At 62.2% G+C, this 18,637-nt stretch carries 19 protein-coding genes and 1 pseudogene; 18 read left to right on the top strand and 2 right to left on the bottom strand.

Annotated features, from left to right (window positions below; genetic code table 11):
• The first annotated feature begins 68 nt into the window (after nucleotides 1-68).
• Nucleotides 69-2,288: a primosomal protein N' gene (locus tag IFT99_RS06430; protein WP_192130905.1), complete on the top strand. Its 2,220-nt coding sequence runs from the start codon at nucleotides 69-71 to the stop codon at nucleotides 2,286-2,288.
• Here IFT99_RS06430 and IFT99_RS26445 read toward each other — a convergent pair.
• Nucleotides 2,282-2,410 carry a hypothetical protein gene (locus IFT99_RS26445; RefSeq protein ID WP_274605108.1) on the bottom strand — a complete coding sequence of 43 codons (129 nt, stop codon included), beginning with the start codon at nucleotides 2,408-2,410 and terminating at the stop codon, nucleotides 2,282-2,284. The genes IFT99_RS06430 and IFT99_RS26445 overlap by 7 nt on opposite strands.
• Here IFT99_RS26445 and argS point away from each other — a divergent pair.
• The 5 genes from argS to IFT99_RS06405 all read left to right on the top strand — a co-directional run bounded on the left by argS (nucleotide 2,409) and on the right by IFT99_RS06405 (nucleotide 7,564).
• Entirely contained in the window at nucleotides 2,409-4,154 is a 1,746-nt protein-coding gene (gene argS, locus IFT99_RS06425) for an arginine--tRNA ligase (RefSeq protein WP_192130903.1), read from the top strand. The two genes, IFT99_RS26445 and argS, sit on opposite strands and share 2 nt — an antisense overlap.
• 1 nt (nucleotide 4,155) lies before the next feature.
• Nucleotides 4,156-4,845, top strand: a complete 690-nt coding sequence (locus tag IFT99_RS06420; protein WP_065986637.1) for an SPOR domain-containing protein — start codon at nucleotides 4,156-4,158, stop codon at nucleotides 4,843-4,845.
• Between the two features lie 276 nt (nucleotides 4,846-5,121).
• Nucleotides 5,122-5,652: an ATP-dependent protease subunit HslV gene (gene hslV / locus IFT99_RS06415; RefSeq protein WP_065986638.1), complete on the top strand. Its 531-nt coding sequence runs from the start codon at nucleotides 5,122-5,124 to the stop codon at nucleotides 5,650-5,652.
• Between the two features lie 69 nt (nucleotides 5,653-5,721).
• On the top strand, nucleotides 5,722-7,059 hold the full coding sequence (hslU, locus tag IFT99_RS06410) for an HslU--HslV peptidase ATPase subunit (RefSeq protein WP_065986640.1): 1,338 nt from the start codon (nucleotides 5,722-5,724) through the stop codon (nucleotides 7,057-7,059).
• 127 nt (nucleotides 7,060-7,186) lie between these two features.
• Nucleotides 7,187-7,564, top strand: a complete 378-nt coding sequence (locus IFT99_RS06405) for a gamma-butyrobetaine hydroxylase-like domain-containing protein (RefSeq protein ID WP_192130901.1) — start codon at nucleotides 7,187-7,189, stop codon at nucleotides 7,562-7,564.
• A gap of 15 nt (nucleotides 7,565-7,579) precedes the next feature.
• Here IFT99_RS06405 and IFT99_RS06400 read toward each other — a convergent pair whose 3' ends face one another.
• Nucleotides 7,580-7,858: a polyhydroxyalkanoic acid system family protein gene (locus IFT99_RS06400; protein WP_065986644.1), complete on the bottom strand. Its 279-nt coding sequence runs from the start codon at nucleotides 7,856-7,858 to the stop codon at nucleotides 7,580-7,582.
• A gap of 141 nt (nucleotides 7,859-7,999) precedes the next feature.
• Between IFT99_RS06400 and ubiE the strand changes: the two genes are divergently transcribed.
• The 12 genes and pseudogenes from ubiE (at nucleotide 8,000) to IFT99_RS06345 (ending at nucleotide 18,513) form a co-directional block, all read left to right on the top strand.
• Nucleotides 8,000-8,770, top strand: a complete 771-nt coding sequence (ubiE, locus tag IFT99_RS06395; protein WP_065986646.1) for a bifunctional demethylmenaquinone methyltransferase/2-methoxy-6-polyprenyl-1,4-benzoquinol methylase UbiE — start codon at nucleotides 8,000-8,002, stop codon at nucleotides 8,768-8,770.
• A complete protein-coding gene (locus IFT99_RS06390) occupies nucleotides 8,770-9,393 on the top strand; it encodes a ubiquinone biosynthesis accessory factor UbiJ (RefSeq protein ID WP_065986648.1) in 624 nt (207 codons plus the stop codon). The genes ubiE and IFT99_RS06390 overlap by 1 nt, the downstream gene beginning before the upstream one ends.
• On the top strand, nucleotides 9,390-11,009 hold the full coding sequence (ubiB, locus tag IFT99_RS06385) for a ubiquinone biosynthesis regulatory protein kinase UbiB (protein WP_192130899.1): 1,620 nt from the start codon (nucleotides 9,390-9,392) through the stop codon (nucleotides 11,007-11,009). The genes IFT99_RS06390 and ubiB overlap by 4 nt, the downstream gene beginning before the upstream one ends.
• 56 nt (nucleotides 11,010-11,065) lie before the next feature.
• Nucleotides 11,066-11,458 (top strand): phosphoribosyl-AMP cyclohydrolase, encoded by a 393-nt coding sequence (hisI, locus tag IFT99_RS06380; RefSeq protein WP_192130897.1) that lies wholly within the window; start codon nucleotides 11,066-11,068, stop codon nucleotides 11,456-11,458.
• A 2-nt stretch (nucleotides 11,459-11,460) separates the two neighbouring features.
• Nucleotides 11,461-11,793, top strand: coding sequence for a phosphoribosyl-ATP diphosphatase (locus IFT99_RS06375; protein ID WP_065986654.1), 333 nt, complete (start codon nucleotides 11,461-11,463; stop codon nucleotides 11,791-11,793).
• A 42-nt stretch (nucleotides 11,794-11,835) separates the two neighbouring features.
• Complete coding sequence (locus IFT99_RS06370; protein WP_065986662.1) at nucleotides 11,836-12,120, top strand: twin-arginine translocase TatA/TatE family subunit; 285 nt, start codon at nucleotides 11,836-11,838, stop codon at nucleotides 12,118-12,120.
• A gap of 10 nt (nucleotides 12,121-12,130) precedes the next feature.
• Complete coding sequence (gene tatB, locus IFT99_RS06365) at nucleotides 12,131-12,691, top strand: Sec-independent protein translocase protein TatB (protein ID WP_192130895.1); 561 nt, start codon at nucleotides 12,131-12,133, stop codon at nucleotides 12,689-12,691.
• Nucleotides 12,688-13,482, top strand: coding sequence for a twin-arginine translocase subunit TatC (gene tatC / locus IFT99_RS06360; protein WP_065986665.1), 795 nt, complete (start codon nucleotides 12,688-12,690; stop codon nucleotides 13,480-13,482). Before tatB ends, tatC begins: the two co-directional genes overlap by 4 nt.
• Nucleotides 13,479-14,186 carry a 16S rRNA (uracil(1498)-N(3))-methyltransferase gene (locus IFT99_RS06355; protein ID WP_192130892.1) on the top strand — a complete coding sequence of 236 codons (708 nt, stop codon included), beginning with the start codon at nucleotides 13,479-13,481 and terminating at the stop codon, nucleotides 14,184-14,186. Before tatC ends, IFT99_RS06355 begins: the two co-directional genes overlap by 4 nt.
• A gap of 179 nt (nucleotides 14,187-14,365) precedes the next feature.
• A pseudogene (locus tag IFT99_RS26665) lies at nucleotides 14,366-15,484 on the top strand (methyl-accepting chemotaxis protein); the annotation flags it as partial.
• 39 nt (nucleotides 15,485-15,523) lie between these two features.
• Nucleotides 15,524-16,387, top strand: a complete 864-nt coding sequence (locus IFT99_RS26660; RefSeq protein ID WP_446731118.1) for a methyl-accepting chemotaxis protein — start codon at nucleotides 15,524-15,526, stop codon at nucleotides 16,385-16,387.
• Between the two features lie 182 nt (nucleotides 16,388-16,569).
• Nucleotides 16,570-18,513 (top strand): methyl-accepting chemotaxis protein, encoded by a 1,944-nt coding sequence (locus IFT99_RS06345; RefSeq protein WP_192130888.1) that lies wholly within the window; start codon nucleotides 16,570-16,572, stop codon nucleotides 18,511-18,513.
• Nucleotides 18,514-18,637 lie beyond the last annotated feature (124 nt).

Raw genomic sequence — 18,637 nt, 5'->3', positions numbered from 1 at the left:
GAACGTTCACGCCGGTCGTCTGCTAAGATCGCGCCCTTCGTCATACTCCGTAACAGGATATCCCCCGCGTGCCCGATGCCATCTTGCGCCTCGCCCTGCCCTCGCCGCTGCGTCGCCTGTTCGACTACCTTGCCCCCGCAGGTGTGGCCCGCAGTGCCTTGCAGCCAGGGATGCGTCTGCGCGTGCCGTTTGGCCGTCGGGAAATGATCGGCGTGCTGGTGGAAGTCGTCGATCACAGCGACGTGCCGGCCGACAAGCTCAAGCCGGCCATTGCCGTGCTGGATGCCGAAGCGCCGCTGCCGCCCGCACTGTTCAAGCTGTGCCTGTGGACGGCCCAGTATTACCAGCACAGCCTGGGCGACACGTTCAACTGGGCGTTGCCGGTGTTGCTGCGCCAGGGGGAACCTGCGGAAGCGCGGCAGGAGCGGTTCTGGCACGCAGCCCCGGACGCCAGCGTCGATGACCCGCGCATCGCCCGGGCGCCGAAACAAAAGGAAGCGCTGCGCACCCTGGCCCAGCATCCCCACGGCGTGGCTCATCAGTTGCTGAGCAAGCTGATGCTCAACCGGGACAGCCTGAACTTGCTGCTCGCCAAAGGACTGGTGACCGTCGAGGTGCGCGGTCATGGCCCGGTCGAGCGGCACGAGCACTGGCTGGCGCAGCCGGAATTGCCGCTCAACACCGAGCAACGGGCCGCCTATGAAGCCATTCGGTCGGGGTTCGGCAGCTTTCACGCCTCACTGCTGGCGGGGATCACCGGCAGTGGCAAGACCGAGGTTTATCTGCAGCTCATCCGCGAGACGCTGGAAGCGGGCAAGCAGGCGCTGGTGCTGATTCCGGAGATCAACCTCGGCCCGCAGACCCTCGCGCGCTTCGAGCAGCGTTTCAACGCGCGCATCGCGCTGCTGCATTCGGCGGTCAACGATCGCGATCGGCTGGACGCCTGGCTGGCAGCACGCGATGGCGAAGCCGACATCATCATCGGCACCCGTTCGGCGCTGTTCACCCCCATGAAAAACCCCGGGCTGATCATCATCGACGAAGAGCACGACGGCTCCTATAAACAGCAGGAAGGCCTGCGCTATCACGCCCGGGACCTGGCGCTGGTGAGGGCGCATCAGGAGGACATCCCGATCGTGCTCGGCTCGGCGACGCCTTCGCTCGAAAGCCTGCACAACGCCCACACCGGTCGGTACGCGCTCCTGCGCCTGAATCAGCGCGCAGGCGGTGCGCAGCAACCTCGCTTCCTGCGGCTGGATGTGAAAAGTCGTCCCCTCGACAGCGGCATCTCGGGCCCCATGCAGCAAGCCATCGCCCAGACCCTGGCGGCGGGCCAGCAAGTGCTGGTGTTCCTCAATCGCCGCGGGTTTGCCCCTACTCTGCTGTGTCACGACTGTGGCTGGTTGTCGGAATGCCCCCGTTGCGACGCGCGCATGACCGTTCACCAGCGCTCGGGCGAGCTGCGGTGTCACCACTGCGGCCATGTCGAGCGCGTCCCACGCAATTGCCCGGCATGCGGCAAGGTTGATCTGCGCCCCGTGGGTGCAGGGACCGAACGTGCCGAGGAGCGGCTGGCGATTCTGTTCCCCGACTACCCGGTGTTGCGCGTCGATCGCGACAGCACTTCGCGCAAGGACGCAATGAATCAGCTGTTTGCGACCATCCAGAAAGGCCAGCCGTGCATTCTGGTGGGCACGCAGATGCTCGCCAAAGGGCATCACTTCCCGCGTGTGACGCTGGTGTCGATTCTCGACGCCGATGGCGGGCTGTTCTCCGGTGACTTCCGCGCCAGCGAGCGCATGGCGCAATTGATTGTGCAGGTCGCAGGCAGGGCCGGGCGCGCCGAAGAGCCGGGCAAGGTGATCATCCAGACCCACCTGGCCGACCATCCTTTATTGATTCAACTCACCGAGCAGGGTTATTTCGCCTTTGCCGAGCAGGCGCTGAGCGAACGTCGCGCCGCCGGGCTGCCGCCGTTTTCACACCTGGCGCTGTTGCGCGCGGAAGCGCACAAGCCGGGTCAGGCCGAAGGGTTTCTTGACGAAGCCTGCACCGAAGCCGAGCGGTTATTGAAGGACATGGCGCTGGGCGGCATCGAGCTGCTGGGTCCGGTTCCGGCACCGATGGAACGACGCGCCGGACGCTATCGCGCTCAGTTGCTGGTCCAGGCCAACGCCCGCGCGCCACTGCACAAGCTGCTCGCGACCTGGCTGCTGACGCTGGAAAACATGCCGAGCGGGCGCCAGGTCAGATGGTCGCTGGACGTGGACCCGGTGGACCTTTATTGATTCGCATCGATTGACCGCGCATCCAGCGCGGTTGGCAAGGCGGCTCCGGCCACGGATAATGCCCAGTTTTTCCACCCGCGCATCCAGGCGCGGCCGCGCTTGCGGTCGAAAGAGAGCACCATGAAAGACACCATCCGCCAGCTGATTCAACAAGCTCTGAGCCAACTCGTCACCGATGGCGTCTTGCCGGAAGGGCTGACGCCGGCGATTCAGGTGGAGAACGCCAAGGACAAGAAAAACGGCGACTTCGCCAGCAATATCGCCATGATGCTGGCCAAGCCTGCCGGCTTGAAACCTCGCGATCTGGCCGAGAAAATCGTCGCCGCGCTGCCCGCCGACGAGCAGATCACCCAGGTCGACATCGCCGGCCCCGGCTTCCTCAATTTTTTCCAGAACACCCAGGCCCTGGCTTCGCGCCTCGACGAAGCGCTGGCCGACGCGACCCTGTCCGTGCGCAAGAATGGTCCTGTTCAACGCGTTGTGGTCGACCTGTCCGCGCCGAACCTGGCCAAAGAGATGCACGTCGGCCACTTGCGCTCGACCATCATTGGCGACGGTGTGGCCAGCGTCCTTGAGTTCCTTGGCGACACCGTGATCCGTCAGAACCACGTGGGCGACTGGGGCACCCAGTTCGGCATGCTGCTGGCCTATTTGCAGGAAACCCCGGCGACCAGCGACGAGCTGGCTGACCTCGAAAACTTCTACCGCGCTGCAAAGGGCCGTTTTGACGAGTCGGAAGAATTCGCCGAGCGCGCTCGTGGGCTGGTGGTCAAGCTCCAAGCAGGCGACGCCGAGTGCCTGAGCCTGTGGACGCGCTTCAAAGACATCTCCCTGTCTCACTGCCAGGAAGTGTACGAACGTCTGAACGTCAACCTCACGCCGAAGGACGTCATGGGCGAAAGCGCCTACAACGACGACCTCGCCAATGTCGTCGCCGACCTGAAGAAAGCCGGCCTGCTGGTCGAAAGCAACGGCGCGCAATGTGTGTTTCTTGAAGAATTCAAAACCGCTGAAGGCACGCCGCTGCCGGTGATCGTGCAAAAGGCCGGTGGCGGTTATCTGTATGCCACCACCGACCTCGCCGCCATTCGCTACCGCAGCAACGTGCTGAAAGCTGATCGCGCGCTGTATTTCGTCGATCAGCGTCAGGCCCTGCACTTCCAGCAGGTCTTCGAAGTGGCGCGCCGCGCAGGCTTCGTCACCAACGGCATGCAGATGGAGCACATGGGCTTCGGCACCATGAATGGCGCCGATGGCCGTCCGTTCAAGACCCGCGACGGCGGCACGGTCAAGCTGGTCGACCTGCTCGACGAAGCCGAAGAACGCGCCTACACGCTGGTGAAAGAGAAAAACCCGGACGTCGCCGAAGACGAGTTGCGCTCGATCGCCAAGGCCGTGGGCATCAGCGCGGTGAAATACGCCGACCTATCCAAGCATCGCGCCAGCGACTACAGCTTCAACTTCGACCAGATGCTCAGCTTCGAAGGCAACACCGCGCCTTACCTGCTGTACGCCTACACCCGTGTGGCCGGCGTATTCCGCAAGCTCGAAGAAAAGGGCGAAACCTTCGACGCGAGCCAAGGCCAAATCATCCTGGACGCACCTCAGGAGCAAGACCTGGCCGCGCGTCTGGCGCAGTTCGGCGAGACCGTCAACACCGTCGCCGACAAGGGCACGCCCCATGTGCTCTGCGCCTATGTGTACGACCTCGCCGGTCTGTTCTCCAGTTTCTACGAGAACTGCCCGATCCTGGCGGCAGAAAGCCCTGAACAACAGCAAAGCCGTCTGCGCCTCGCCGCCCTGACCGGTCGCACCCTCAAGCAAGGCCTGCAGTTGCTGGGTCTGGACACTCTGGAGCGTATGTAAGTTGGCCGTTAAAAAGAAACCTGCTCCCAAGCGCGGCGCCAGCCGGTATCAGGCACCCGCAAAGACGCCGATTCCGGGTTGGGTGTGGATGGCGATCGGCCTGACCGTCGGCGCTTTCGTTGTTTTTCTGATGAAGCTCGAACCCGGCAGTGGCGACGATATCAAGCGCGTCAAGGCTGAAGCCAAGGCCGCGAAGATCGCCGAAGCGAACAAGACGCCGCCCAGCCCGACCGCGCCCGTGAAGCCGAAGTACGACTTCTACACGCTGTTGCCTGAGTCAGAAGTCATCGTGCCGAATGAAGCGGTGCCAGAGAAGACGCCACCGGTCGTTGCACCAAGCACGCCGGTTACGCCTGAAGTGGCCGCGAAGATCGATACGGCTCGCGCCCAGGCGGCACTCAGCGGTCTGACGCCACCGCCAGCGCCTCCGGTGGCCAAGCCGGCGGCCGTGACGACGTTCTTCCTGCAAGCGGGCTCGTTCCGCAAACAGGCCGACGCAGAGAAAGTGCGCGCGCAGATTATTCTGCTGGGGCAAACCTCGACCGTGGAGTCGGGCACGGTCAAGGATGAAACCTGGTACCGCGTGCTGGTCGGCCCGTTCAGCAACCGCGAACAGCTGACCATCGCGCAGAAGCAACTGGCGGGCGGCGGCTTCAGCAACCTGCTCCTGCAACAGCGCCAGGCTCGCTAGGGCACTGTCGCCCACCGCAGGACCAACGATCGGTCCCGCTCCACGCGGGCACGATCAGTTGTAGGAGTGAGCTTGCTCGCGATGACATTGGCACATCCAACATAATGGGTGCCTGATTCACCGCAATCGCGAGCAAGCTCACTCCTACACAAACTTGAAGCAACCTGACGCACCGCCATTCATCCCTCAACCCACTCAACGGTTGAAATACCCGCCCCCACCCCCATATGAGTTTCCATCAGGGCATTTTCGCCCCGCAGCGTGGAGACTCTCCCCTTGACCACCATCGTTTCAGTGCGCCGCCAAGGCAAAGTCGTCATGGCCGGTGACGGCCAGGTTTCCCTGGGCAATACCGTCATGAAAGGCAACGCCAAGAAAGTCCGGCGCCTTTACCACGGCCAGGTCATCGCCGGTTTCGCAGGCGCCACCGCTGACGCCTTCACCCTGTTCGAGCGCTTCGAAGCCCAACTGGAAAAGCACCAGGGTCACCTCATTCGCGCCGCCGTAGAGCTGGCGAAAGAATGGCGTACCGACCGTTCCCTGAGTCGCCTTGAAGCCATGCTGGCTGTTGCCAACAAAGACGCCTCGCTGATCATTACCGGTAACGGCGACGTGGTTGAGCCCGAAGATGGCCTGATCGCCATGGGCTCCGGCGGTGCCTTTGCCCAGGCCGCGGCCCGCGCGCTGCTGCTGAAGACCGAACTCTCTGCCCGTGAAATCGCCGAAACCGCCTTGCACATTGCCGGCGACATCTGCGTCTTCACTAACCACAACATCACCATTGAGGAGCAGGACCTCGCCGAGTAAGCCTGAGGTAATGGCCGCCGTTCATCGCGGCCTGCCCGACTTGCACTCTGCCGAGGACCGTTGAAAACCATGTCCATGACTCCCCGTGAAATCGTCCACGAACTCAATCGCCATATCATCGGCCAGGACGATGCCAAGCGCGCCGTCGCCATCGCCCTGCGTAACCGCTGGCGCCGGATGCAACTGCCTGAAGAGCTGCGCGTCGAAGTCACCCCGAAGAACATTCTGATGATCGGCCCGACCGGCGTCGGTAAAACCGAGATCGCCCGTCGTCTGGCCAAGCTCGCCAACGCGCCTTTCATCAAAGTCGAAGCGACCAAGTTCACCGAAGTCGGCTACGTGGGTCGCGATGTCGAGTCGATCATCCGTGATCTGGCTGACGCGGCGATGAAGCTGCTGCGTGAACAGGAGATCACCAAGGTCCGCCACCGCGCTGAAGACGCCGCCGAAGAGCGCATTCTCGACGCCCTGCTGCCACCGGCGCGCGCGGGCTTCAACGAAGACGCGACATCGGGCAGTGATTCCAACACCCGTCAGTTGTTTCGCAAGCGCCTGCGCGAAGGTCAGCTGGACGACAAGGAAATCGAGATCGAGGTCGCGGAAATGGGCGGCGTCGATATTTCCGCGCCGCCGGGCATGGAAGAGATGACCAACCAGCTGCAGAGCCTGTTTGCCAACATGGGCAAGGGCAAGAAGAAAAGCCGCAAGCTGAAAGTCAAAGACGCGATGAAGATGGTTCGCGATGAAGAGGCAGGCCGTCTGGTCAACGACGAAGAGCTGAAAGTGCAAGCGCTGGAAGCGGTCGAGCAGCACGGCATCGTGTTCATCGACGAGATCGACAAAGTGGCCAAACGCGGCAATGTCGGCGGCGCCGATGTGTCACGCGAAGGCGTTCAGCGCGACCTGCTGCCGCTGATCGAAGGCTGCACCGTCAACACCAAGCTGGGCATGGTCAAGACCGATCACATCCTGTTCATCGCGTCCGGTGCGTTCCACCTGAGCAAGCCGAGCGATCTGGTGCCTGAACTGCAGGGTCGTCTGCCGATTCGCGTCGAGCTCAAAGCGCTGAGCCCGCAGGATTTCGAACGCATCCTGACCGAACCCCATGCCTCGCTGACCGAGCAATACCGCGAGCTGTTGAAGACCGAAGGCCTGAACATTGCGTTCCTGCCGGATGGCATCAAGCGTCTGGCCGAGATCGCCTGGCAGGTCAACGAGAAGACCGAGAACATCGGTGCGCGTCGCTTGCATACGCTGCTTGAGCGGTTGCTGGAAGAGGTTTCTTTCAGTGCCGGTGATCTGGCGGGTGCGCAGGATGGCGGGACGATTCAGATTGACGCTGAGTACGTGAACAGCCACTTGGGTGAGCTGGCGGAAGACGAAGATCTGTCGCGTTATATCCTTTAAAGCAGCTGCAAGCGGTTAGCTTCAAGCGGCAAGCAGATTTCACTGGCTGCACGAATCTGCTTCGCTTGTAGCTTGTAGCTTGTAGCTTGTAGCTTGTAGCTTGTAGCTTGTAGCTGAGATTACCTCTATGACCCGCATGCCCACCGCTGTCCAGCTGCACAAAGCGTCGAAAGTCCTCAGCCTGAAATACGGGCCGGACGAGGAATACCGCCTGCCGGCGGAATTTCTGCGTGTGCACTCGCCTTCGGCGGAGGTGCAGGGCCATGGCAACCCGATTTTGCAGTTCGGCAAGCTGGGCGTCGGGCTTACCAAAGTGGAACCCGCCGGCCAGTACGCGCTGAAGCTGACCTTCGACGACGGTCATGACAGCGGTTTGTTTACTTGGGAATACCTGGAGCAACTTGCGCAACGCCAGGCGCAACTGTGGGAGGAGTACCTGGCCGAGCTCAAGGCCGCCGGCAAATCCCGCGACCCTTCCGAGCAAGTCATCAAGCTGATGCTCTAGCCGTCGCTCCAGACGTCAGGCGGTCAGCACCTTGTCCAGCTGCCGTTCAACTTCCGACTGAATCGAACCGCTCATGGCGGAGAGGAAGAAGTTGAGATCGATGTTCACCCGCACCCATTCATCTTCGACCGCGACAGTGCCCTTGGCGCCCTTGCCTTCCAGGGCCACGGTGTCGCCTGTCCACTCGTGCTCGATGCCGTACTTGTCGGACAGTTTCTGCAGCATGATCTCAGCCTTCTCGCGGGCCTTTTCCTTTCCCAGCGTGTGCTGGCGTTCCACGGTAATTCTGGCCACTGACGGGCTCCTGCTTCGGCTTAAATCGTGGAAGCACTATACCAGCGGCCCGAAGCGAAGAAACTGTTGGCCGTGCGCCTTGTCAAGACAAAGCCAGCCCCGACGATTAGAATGGCGCCACTTTATTCCGGTGACAGCGATATGAATGATCCGCGCAAAGGCAGCGATGCCGAACCCATCACCCACTTCGGTTACAAAAACGTACCGGAAAGCCAGAAGGCCGAGAAAGTCGCCGAGGTATTTCACTCCGTCGCGGCCAAATATGACCTGATGAACGACGTACTGTCCGGCGGCATGCATCGCCTCTGGAAGCGCTTCACCATCGAACTGTCCGGCGTTCGCAGCGGCAACCGCGTGCTCGACATCGCAGGCGGCACCGGTGATCTGGCGAAGAAGTTCTCCCATCTTGTCGGCCCGACCGGTGAGGTCGTACTGGCTGACATCAATGCATCGATGCTCAAGGTCGGTCGTGACCGCCTGCTGGATCGCGGGGTGGCCGGCAACATCAAGTTCGTCCAGGCCGACGCTGAAAAGCTGCCGTTCCCTGACAACCACTTCGACTGCGTGACCATCGCCTTCGGCCTGCGCAACGTGACGCACAAGGAAGACGCCATCCGCTCCATGCTGCGCGTGCTCAAGCCGGGTGGTCGTTTGCTGGTACTGGAATTCTCCAAGCCAACCAGCAAAGTCATGTCCAAGATCTACGACGCCTACTCGTTCGCTTTCATGCCGCTGGCGGGCAAGCTGATCACCAACGATTCGGAAAGCTACCGCTATCTGGCAGAGTCGATCCGCATGCACCCTGATCAGGAAACCCTGAAGTCAATGATGGTTCAGGCCGGTTTCGACCGCGTGACCTACCACAACATGACCTCCGGCATCGTGGCGCTGCACCGGGGCATCAAGCCCTGATGCTGATCAACGGCTTGCTCGCCAGTGCCGAACACGGCATCAACCGCGTGCTGCGCATGGACAGCACCGCCTTGCCGCGCCTTGACCGGCTGAGCGGCAAGGTCATCGCGATCGAGTGCACCAGCCCGACGTTTCATCTGCACGTGCTGCCCGGCGACGACGGCTTGATGCTGGCGGCGAACTGGGAAGGCGGTGCTGATGTGACCCTGCGCGCGCCCGCTGCGAGCCTGATGCGCCTGGCGATGAGCAAAGACAAAAATGCCGTGCTGCACAGCCCGGAAGTCGAGCTGGAGGGCGAAAGCGCCGTGCTGCTTGAGCTGGTGGGCGTGCTGCAGGACCTGGACCTCGATTGGGAGTACGAGCTGCAACGCTGGCTCGGCCCTGTCGCGGCGCCCCTGATCGGCGGGCACCTGCGCAACAGCGCGCGCTGGACCCGCGACAGCGCGGCCAGCCTCAGCCACAACCTGGCCGAATACCTGGCCGAAGAATCCCGCACGCTGGTCGGCAAACGCGAGGCCGAAGCCCGCTTCGCCGAACTGGATCAGACCAAACAAGACCTGGAACGCCTCGAAGCCCGCTTCGAGCGTCTGGCCCACTCCCTCACATCCAGCGATAACGCATGAGCCTGCTTGCCGTCCGCCGCCTGTTTCGCATCCAGCGTGTCGTAATCCGTTACCGCCTCGATGACCTGTTGTTCGCCCTGCCCTTGCCGTGGTGGCTGCTGGCTGTGCGCTTCGTGCTGCCATGGCGCTGGTTGCCGCGGCGCAAGAACGAACTGAGCCGTGGTGCCCGTCTGCGACTGGCGTTGCAGGACCTGGGGCCGATTTTCATCAAGTTCGGGCAGTTGCTGTCCACTCGCCGGGATCTGCTGCCTGAAGACGTGGCCGACGAGCTGATGATGCTGCAGGACCGCGTGCCGCCGTTCGACTCGGCCAAAGCCGTGGCGCTGATCGAGTCGCAGCTGGGCGCGAAGATCAGCGAAGTGTTCAGCCGTTTCGATGTGGCCCCGCTGGCCTCTGCTTCTGTTGCTCAAGTCCACGCCGCGCGCCTGAAGACTGGCGAGGAAGTGGTGGTAAAGGTCGTACGGCCAGGCTTGAAGCCGATCATCGGTTCCGATCTTGCGTGGCTGTTCATTCTGGCAAAGATTGCCGAGCGTGTTTCCGCAGACGCCCGCCTGCTGCACCCGGTGGACGTGGTCGCCGATTACGAAAAAACCATCTACGACGAGCTCGACCTGCTGCGCGAGGCGGCCAACTCCAGCCAGCTGCGCCGCAACTTCGAGGGCTCGCCCATGCTCTACGTGCCGCAGGTCTACTGGGACTGGTGCCGGCCGAAGGTGTTGGTCATGGAGCGCATTTACGGCGTGCAAGTGACCGATCTGGCGACCCTCGCCGATCAGCGCACCGACATGAAGAAGCTGGCGGAGCGCGGCGTCGAGCTTTTCTTCACCCAGGTTTTTCGTGACAGCTTTTTCCACGCCGACATGCACCCCGGCAATATTTTCGTCAGCACGGTCACGCCGTGGGATCCCCAGTACATCGCCATCGACTGCGGAATTGTGGGCAGTCTGACCCCTGAGGATCAGGACTACCTGGCGCGCAACCTGTTTGCCTTCTTCAAGCGCGACTACCGCCGTGTGGCTCAGCTGCACATCGACTCGGGCTGGGTGCCGGCCGAGACCAAGCTGAATGAATTCGAAGCGGCCATCCGTACAGTGTGCGAACCGATATTCGAGAAGCCCCTGAAAGACATTTCCTTTGGCCAGGTACTGATGCGCCTGTTCCAGACCGCTCGCCGCTTCAACATGGAAGTGCAGCCGCAACTGGTGCTGCTGCAAAAGACGCTCCTCAATATCGAAGGCCTCGGCCGTCAGCTGTACCCGGAGCTGGATCTCTGGGCGACTGCGCAGCCGTTCCTCGAACGCTGGATGCGCGAGCGCGTCAGCCCGAAAACCCTGCTGGGCAACCTGCAGTCCCAGGTTGAACAGATTCCGCATCTGGCCAACATGACCCGGGATTTGCTCGAGCGTCTGTCGCAGCCCCATCGGCACGATCCGCCCCCGCCCTACCGGCGCGATGGCGATCATTGGGCCCTTCGGCTGCTCGGCGCGGGCCTGCTGGCCGGCGGGGTGCTGCTGGCAATCACCCATACCCAGACCGGCGCAGCGCTGAACACCCTGAGTGCCTGGCCTGCCTTGCTGATGCTGGCGGCAGGCGTCTATCTGGTCGTTCGCCGATAGCCATCGGCGCAAGCCGCTGGCACACTAACCCTCCCCTGGAACGGCCGGAGCCGATGATGAAAGACTGGCTGGACGAGATTAAGTGGGACAAGGACGGCCTGGTGCCCGCCATCGCACAGGACCACAAGACCGGTCGCGTGCTGATGATGGCGTGGATGAACCGTGAAGCCTTGAGCCTGACTGCCAGCGAACAGCGCGCTATCTATTGGTCACGTTCGCGTGGCAAGTTGTGGCGAAAGGGCGAAGAATCGGGCCACGTGCAGAAGCTTCATGAGCTGCGTCTGGACTGCGATGCCGACGTCATTATCCTGATGGTCGAGCAAATTGGCGGCATCGCTTGCCATACCGGCCGCGAGAGCTGCTTCTACCGCGTCTACGATGATGCCGGCTGGAAGACCGTGGACCCGGTGCTCAAAGACCCGGAAGCCATTTACCGAGCAGGACACTGAACATGACTGATACCTTGTCACGCCTTGCCGAGGTGCTCGAATCACGCAAGGGCGCGGCTGCCGACTCGTCATACGTCGCCAGCCTGTATCACAAGGGACTGAACAAGATTCTGGAGAAGGTCGGCGAGGAGTCGGTCGAAACCATAATCGCTGCCAAGGACGCTGCCATCAGCGGTGACTGCAGTGATGTCGTCTACGAAACCGCCGACTTGTGGTTCCACAGCATGGTGATGCTTGCCCAGTTGGGCCAACACCCGCAAGCCGTGCTCGATGAGCTGGACCGCCGTTTCGGCCTGTCCGGCCACGCCGAGAAAGCATCTCGCTCGGCCGAATAAACACAGGGGCTGCGGCCCGAAATTTCTTGTGAGGAACGCGTTATGGGCATTTTTGACTGGAAACACTGGATCGTCATTCTTGTGGTTGTCGTGCTGGTCTTCGGCACCAAGAAACTCAAGAACCTGGGGACTGACGTGGGTGAGTCGATCAAAGGCTTTCGCAAGGCCATGAATGACGACGACAAACATCCGGAAGAGCCAACCGTGCAGCCGCCGGTTCAGCCACAGCCAACCGCGCAGCCTGTCCCTCCGACTCAGCCGCTGCACCAGCCGCACACCATCGACGCTCAGGCGCAACGAGTCGAAGACCCCCTCCGCAAAGACTAGGTCGTGACGCATGTTTGGTATCAGCTTTTCTGAACTGCTGCTGGTCGGCCTCGTTGCCCTGCTGGTTCTGGGGCCCGAGCGTCTGCCGGGCGCAGCACGGACGGCCGGACTCTGGATCGGCCGCCTGAAACGCAGCTTCAATGCGATCAAACAGGAAGTTGAGCGCGAAATCGGCGCTGACGAGATTCGGCGTCAGCTGCACAACGAGCATATCCTTTCGCTGGAAGAGGAAGCTCGCAAGATCATGCAGCCACAGCAAGCGCCTGTAGCTCCCGCGACGCCGGCACCGGCTGAACCCGCTGCCGAGACGCCGATTCCACCGGCTCCGGCCTCTACAGCGCCGGTCATGGGTGCGGCCTCACCGGCCCAGAGCGCCGACATTGGCCCGGCCGCTCCGGCGGAAAGCGCGTCGGTCACGCCGCCGCCCGTTCATGTCGAGCCTGCTGCGCCTGCACCTTCGCCTGTCGGGCCGGATTCTGCACCCGCACCTGCGCCGGTCATCACCCCTGCGACCGCGGTGCAAAGTGCGCCTTCTGCCAACGATTCGTCACTGCCACCACGAGCCCCATGAGCGAAATCCCGGAAAACGACCAGCAAATGCCGCTGGTCTCGCACCTGACAGAACTGCGCTCGCGCCTGCTGCGCTGCGTGCTGGCGATCTTCGTGATCTTCGGCGCGCTGTTCTACTTCACCCAGAAGATCTACACCTTTGTTTCAGCCCCGCTGCGCAAGTTTCTGCCTGACGGCGCCACGATGATCGCGACCGATGTGGCCTCGCCGTTCATCACACCGTTCAAGCTGACGATGATGGTGGCGCTGTTTCTGGCGATGCCGGTGATCCTGTATCAGATCTGGGGCTTCATTGCGCCAGGCTTGTACAAGCATGAAAAGCGCGTGGCAGTGCCGCTGCTGATCTCCAGCATCATCCTGTTCTACGCCGGGATGGCGTTTGCCTACTTCCTGGTCTTCCCGCTGATCTTCCACTTCTTCGCCAGCGTCACGCCGGAAGGCGTGTCGATGATGACGGACATCGCCAGTTACCTGGACTTCGTGATGACGCTGTTCCTGGCATTCGGGGTCGCGTTCGAGATTCCGGTGGCGGTTGTACTGCTGGTGTGGATCGGCATCGTCGACGTCAAATACCTGAAGAAGATTCGCCCGTACGTGGTGATTGGCTGCTTCGTGGTCGGCATGATCCTCACCCCGCCGGACATCTTTTCCCAGACCCTTCTGGCTGTGCCGATGTGGCTGCTGTTTGAAATCGGCGTGCTGTGCAGTTCGATGATCACCAAGCGCGGCGATCATGAAGACGACGAGAAAGCCGAAGACGAACAGAGCCAACCGCCAGCGACCCAGCCGTGAACCTGCTGTTGCTTGAGGACGCCGACTTCATCGCGGCGGATCGGGTCGTGCTGCGTGATCGGCGCCTCAAGCACATGCAGGAAGTGCATCGCAGCGAAGTCGGCGACAGCCTGCGGGTCGGTCGAGTGAACGGCTTGCTGGGCAGTGCGCAATTGCTGCGTCTGGAAACTCGTGAAGCCGAGCTTTCGGTGAGCTTCGAGCACGCCCCGCCGGCCAAACTCCCCCTGACGCTGATCCTCGCCCTGCCGCGCCCGAAAATGCTGCGTCGGGTGTTTCAGACCGTGGCGACGATGGGTGTCCCCCGAGTCATCCTGGTCAACAGTTACCGCGTCGAAAAAAGCTTCTGGCAGACGCCCTTTCTGGAGCCGGCTGCCATTCACGAGCAGTTGATTCTCGGACTGGAGCAGGCCCGGGACAGCGTGCTGCCTGAGATCGTCATCGAGAAGCGCTTCAAGCCGTTCGTTGAGGACCGCCTTCCCGCTGTGGTTGAAGGGACGCTTGGATTGGTCGGCCATCCGGGTGATTTCCCCGCCTGCCCACGCGCGGTCGAGCAGCCCGTCACCCTGGCCATCGGCCCCGAAGGCGGCTGGATTCCCTACGAAGTTGATTTGCTGCAGGCCTCGGGGCTGAATCCAGTCCAGTTGGGTGCGCGGATCCTGCGCGTTGAAACCGCCGTGACCGCGCTACTCGCCCGATTGTTCTAGAACATGGCGACACCGATTCCCCCACAGACATAGAACCTGTGGGAGCGAGCTTGCTCGCGAAGGCTCAGTTTCAGTCACCCGAGAACGTTACTGACTGTCCCGGCCTCGTCCTGAGCACGCTCAGTCCCACACACGGCCCATGTCTGCTGCTCCGCCGCGCGGTGTCAGAACGGCGGGCAATGTCCTTGCCCCCCCCGAGCTACCTCCCGTCCTCATCAAGCACTTCAGTTTGCCGCGCGACAGCCGATGCACAAGCGTCTATAAAAAAATTCGCAGGAATTATCATGTCTCGCTGGTTTACCCAACGCCTTGGAAATATGAGCGTCCGTCTCAAACTGGGTGTCGGTTTCGGCCTTGTGCTGTTGCTGACGCTACTTATCACGGCGACGGGCTGGTCCAGCGTGAAGGCGGTGATCGAGCGTGGCGACAAGCTGGGGATGATCTCGCAGATCAGTGAGCGGACGATGGATCTGCGCACGGCAGGCATGGTGTATGAAGCTCAATACACCGCTGAAGCCGCGACGGCGGTCATGACCGCGCTGGACAAGCTCGACGCTGACCTGAAAACCGGCCAGAGCATGGTCAAAGGCATCGGCGATCTCAAACTGATGGACGCTCAGGCTCAGGCCGCCAGCGAATACCGCCGTGCCTTTGGCGACATGACCAAAGCGATCCAGACCCGCGAAGCCAGCCGAACCATCTTGGGCGCGTCCGCCGACGCCGCTGTCGATACCGTCAACCAGATCGAACAGGCGTTGCTGCAGCACGACAACATCCTGCAATTCAACAGCGCGGTGGATGTCAGCAAACAGATCCAGCAGGCACGCTTCCAGGTGCGCGGTTACACCTTCAGTGGCAAACCGGATTTCGAAAAGAACGCCACCGCCGCCATCGATGAAGCCATCGTCGGGGTCAACACGCTGGCCGGCGACGTTTCCTCCCAGTACATCCCGCAGCTGCAAAAGGCCAACCTGGCGCTCAAAGGCTATCGCGACGCTGTCGGCCAATACCGTGAAGCGCAACTGGTCAGCGTTCAGGCCCTCGCCAAGATGACCGAGCTGGGGCAACAGCTGCTGGACGCCAGCGAACAACTGAACATTTCGCAAAACGCCAAACGCGAGGCAGACACCCGCCAGGCCCAATCGACCCTTGGCATTGCCACGATAGTGGCCCTGATCCTCGGTGTTTTCGCCGCCTGGGTCATCACCCGCCAAATCACGGTGCCGCTGGGGCAGACGCTTGTTGCGGTCGAGCGCGTGGCGTCCGGTGATCTGACCCACAACTTGAGCGTCGACCGGCGCGACGAGCTTGGCCAGTTGCAGGGCAGCATCCAGCGCATGACGGTGGAGCTGCGCCAATTGATCGGCGGCATCGGCGAAGGCGTGACCCAGATCGCCAGCGCTGCCGAAGAGCTGTCGGCGGTCACTGAGCAGACCAGTGCCGGGGTCAACAGCCAGAAGGTCGAGACCGATCAGGTAGCGACGGCGATGCACGAGATGACCGCCACGGTGCAGGAAGTGGCGCGTAACGCCGAAGAAGCGTCCGAGGCCGCCGTAGCCGCTGATCTCCAGGCGCGTGAGGGCGACAAGGTCGTCAACGAGGCCATCGCGCAGATCGAGCTCCTCGCGACCGAGGTCGGTCACTCCACCGAGGCGATGGCCGAACTCAAGCGCGAGAGCGACAAGATCGGCAGCGTCCTCGACGTGATCAAGTCCGTTGCGCAACAAACCAACCTCCTTGCCCTGAACGCGGCCATCGAGGCCGCCCGGGCGGGTGAGGCCGGTCGCGGATTCGCTGTGGTCGCAGACGAAGTGCGCAGCCTCGCGCAACGCACGCAAAAGTCCACGGAAGAGATCGAAGAGCTGATTTCCGGCTTGCAGAACGGCACCCGACAAGTCGCGACAATCATGGACAACAGCCGCGAACTGACGGTCAGCAGCGTCGAACTGACCCGCCGCGCTGGCACTTCACTGGAAAACATCACCCGGACCGTGTCTGCGATTCAATCCATGAACCAGCAGATCGCCGCGGCCGCCGAGGAGCAAAGCGCTACGGCCGAAGAGATCAACCGCAGCGTGCTCAACGTACGCGATGTGTCGGAACAGACCTCCGCCGCCAGCGAGGAAACCGCAGCGTCGAGCGTCGAGCTGGCGCGACTGGGCAGCCATCTGCAAGGGCTGGTGAGTCGCTTCCGGATCTGATCCGCTTGCCCGGTTCGCACCCGCATCAGCCACCGGCCTGCCGGCAAAGCCTCCAATAGGGGCGGAATCTGTGACACGCGTCACCCCTTCCCGCCCCTCGGAAATCTCCTACGACCTGATCAGGTCACGCCTCCGCCTCCCCTGCCGATGCGCGTTTATCGCCCATCCGCAGGAGACGCATCATGTTGCAACGCATCAACCGGGCGCTGGCCAACACCAGCGTCAAACTCAAACTCTCGCTGGGCTTTGGCCTGGTTCTGCTTCTGACCCTGGCCATTACCCTGACCGGGTGGCATGGGCTCGACACGATGATCGAGCGCTCGGAGTCACTGACCTCCATCGCTCAGCTCAACGCGATGACCAAGGACCTGCGCGCCGAGCGCATCGTCTTTCGGGTCGAAAACACTGCTGACAGCGCCTCGCGCGTCGTTGCCCGCATCAATGAAATCGAAGCGCATCTGGTGGTGCTGCGCGACGATGCTCCTCCCGCCGACATCCTCAAGCTGCTCAACAGCCAAAGCGACACGGTCAGGGCGCTCGAAGCCACCTTTGCCAATCTGACCACGCTGTTGAGTGCGCGAGCCGACTCGCGTGCGCAGCTGGCGGTTCTCTCGGACGAGGCGATCAAGTCCATCGGCCAAGTGGAAAGCGAGGTCTTGAAAGCCGTCAGCCAAGAGCAGGACAGCAGCGAGCGCCTCGGTGAGTTCACCAACATTCAGCAATTGCGCGAGCAAGTGCAGAACGCCCGTTACGAAGTTCAGGCGTACGTGTTCAGCGGTAAAGAGTCCTATGAAATTGCCGCCATTACCGCCATCGACGAAGCGCTGAAGGAGGTCGAGCAGATCGCCAGCGATCAAGCCGATGGCAACGTCAGTGAATTGCTCACGGCGCGTAAGACGCTGCTCAAGTACCGCGAGCACATGGGCCAGTTCAAAGACCTGCAGGTCAAGGTTGAAGCGGCCCAGGAGTCCATGGAGGCGCTGAGCGAGAGCCTGCTCACCTCGACCGGCGAGATCACTGCGCTGCAAGGCCAGCGGCGTGATGCCGAAGCCACTCAGTCGCGGCAGACGCTCAGTGGCGTGGCCGGGCTGGCGATGCTCCTTGGCCTGCTCGCGGCGTGGCTGATCACCCAGCAGATCATCGCGCCGCTACGGCTGACCTTGAGTGCGGCGGCGCGCATCGCCAACGGTGATCTCAGTCAGGACCTGGAGCTCGGCCGCCGCGACGAGATGGGCATGCTTCAGCGCAGCATGCAGGAGATGACCCTGAGCCTGCGCAAGCTCATCAGTGGCATCAGCGACGGCGTGACCCAGATCGCCAGCGCGGCCGAGCAACTGTCCGCTGTCACGGCGCAGACCAGCGTGGGCGTCAACAGCCAGAAAGACGAAACGGACTGCGTCGCGACGGCGATGAACCAGATGACCTCGACCGTGATGGAAGTGGCCCGCAATGCCGAAGAAGCCAGCGAGGCGGCGCGGCACGCTGATCAGCAGGCGCGGGACGGCGACAAGGTGGTCAACGACGCCATCGCGCAGATCGAGCGCCTGGCGCTGGAGGTGAATAATTCCACCGAAGCCATGGGCAAGCTGAAGCTGGAGAGCGACAAGATCGGCGGTGTGCTCGACGTCATCAAGTCAGTGTCGCAGCAGACCAATCTGCTGGCTTTGAACGCAGCGATCGAAGCCGCCCGGGCAGGCGAAGCGGGACGCGGTTTTGCGGTCGTTGCCGATGAGGTTCGCGGACTGGCCCAGCGCACCCAGGAATCCACCGAGGAAATCGAAGTGCTTATCGCGGCGCTGCAAAGCGGCACCCAGCAAGTGGTGATGACCCTCGATGCCAGCCGAACCCTGACCGACAGCAGCGTGGAGTTGAGTCGCCAGGCCGGCAGCGCGTTGGGACACATCACACGGACGGTGTCGACGATTCAGACGATGAACCAGCAGATCGCCGCGGCGGGCGAGGAACAGAGTAGCGTGGCGGAGCAGATCAACCGCAGTGTGCTGAACGTTCGGGATGTGTCCGAGCAAACCGCAGCGTCCAGCGAGGAGACGGCCGCGTCGAGCATCGAACTGGCGCGGCTGGGTGTGCAGCTGCAGGAGCTGGTCGGGAAGTTTCGGGTGAGTTGAGGCGAAACCGGCTGCGACGTCGAGTTGTAGGACCGGCTTTAGCCGGGAAGGCGTGTGCATTCACACCGCAGAATTAATAGCACGCGCGCTNGCCGAAGATCACTCTTCGGCGGCGTTTTGTTCA

The sequence above is a fragment of the Pseudomonas sp. CFBP 8772 genome (assembly GCF_014841665.1).
GTDB lineage: Bacteria > Pseudomonadota > Gammaproteobacteria > Pseudomonadales > Pseudomonadaceae > Aquipseudomonas > Aquipseudomonas graminis_B.
The sequence above is the reverse complement of the archived record's forward strand: the minus strand, read 5'-3'. Positions and strand labels throughout refer to the sequence as shown.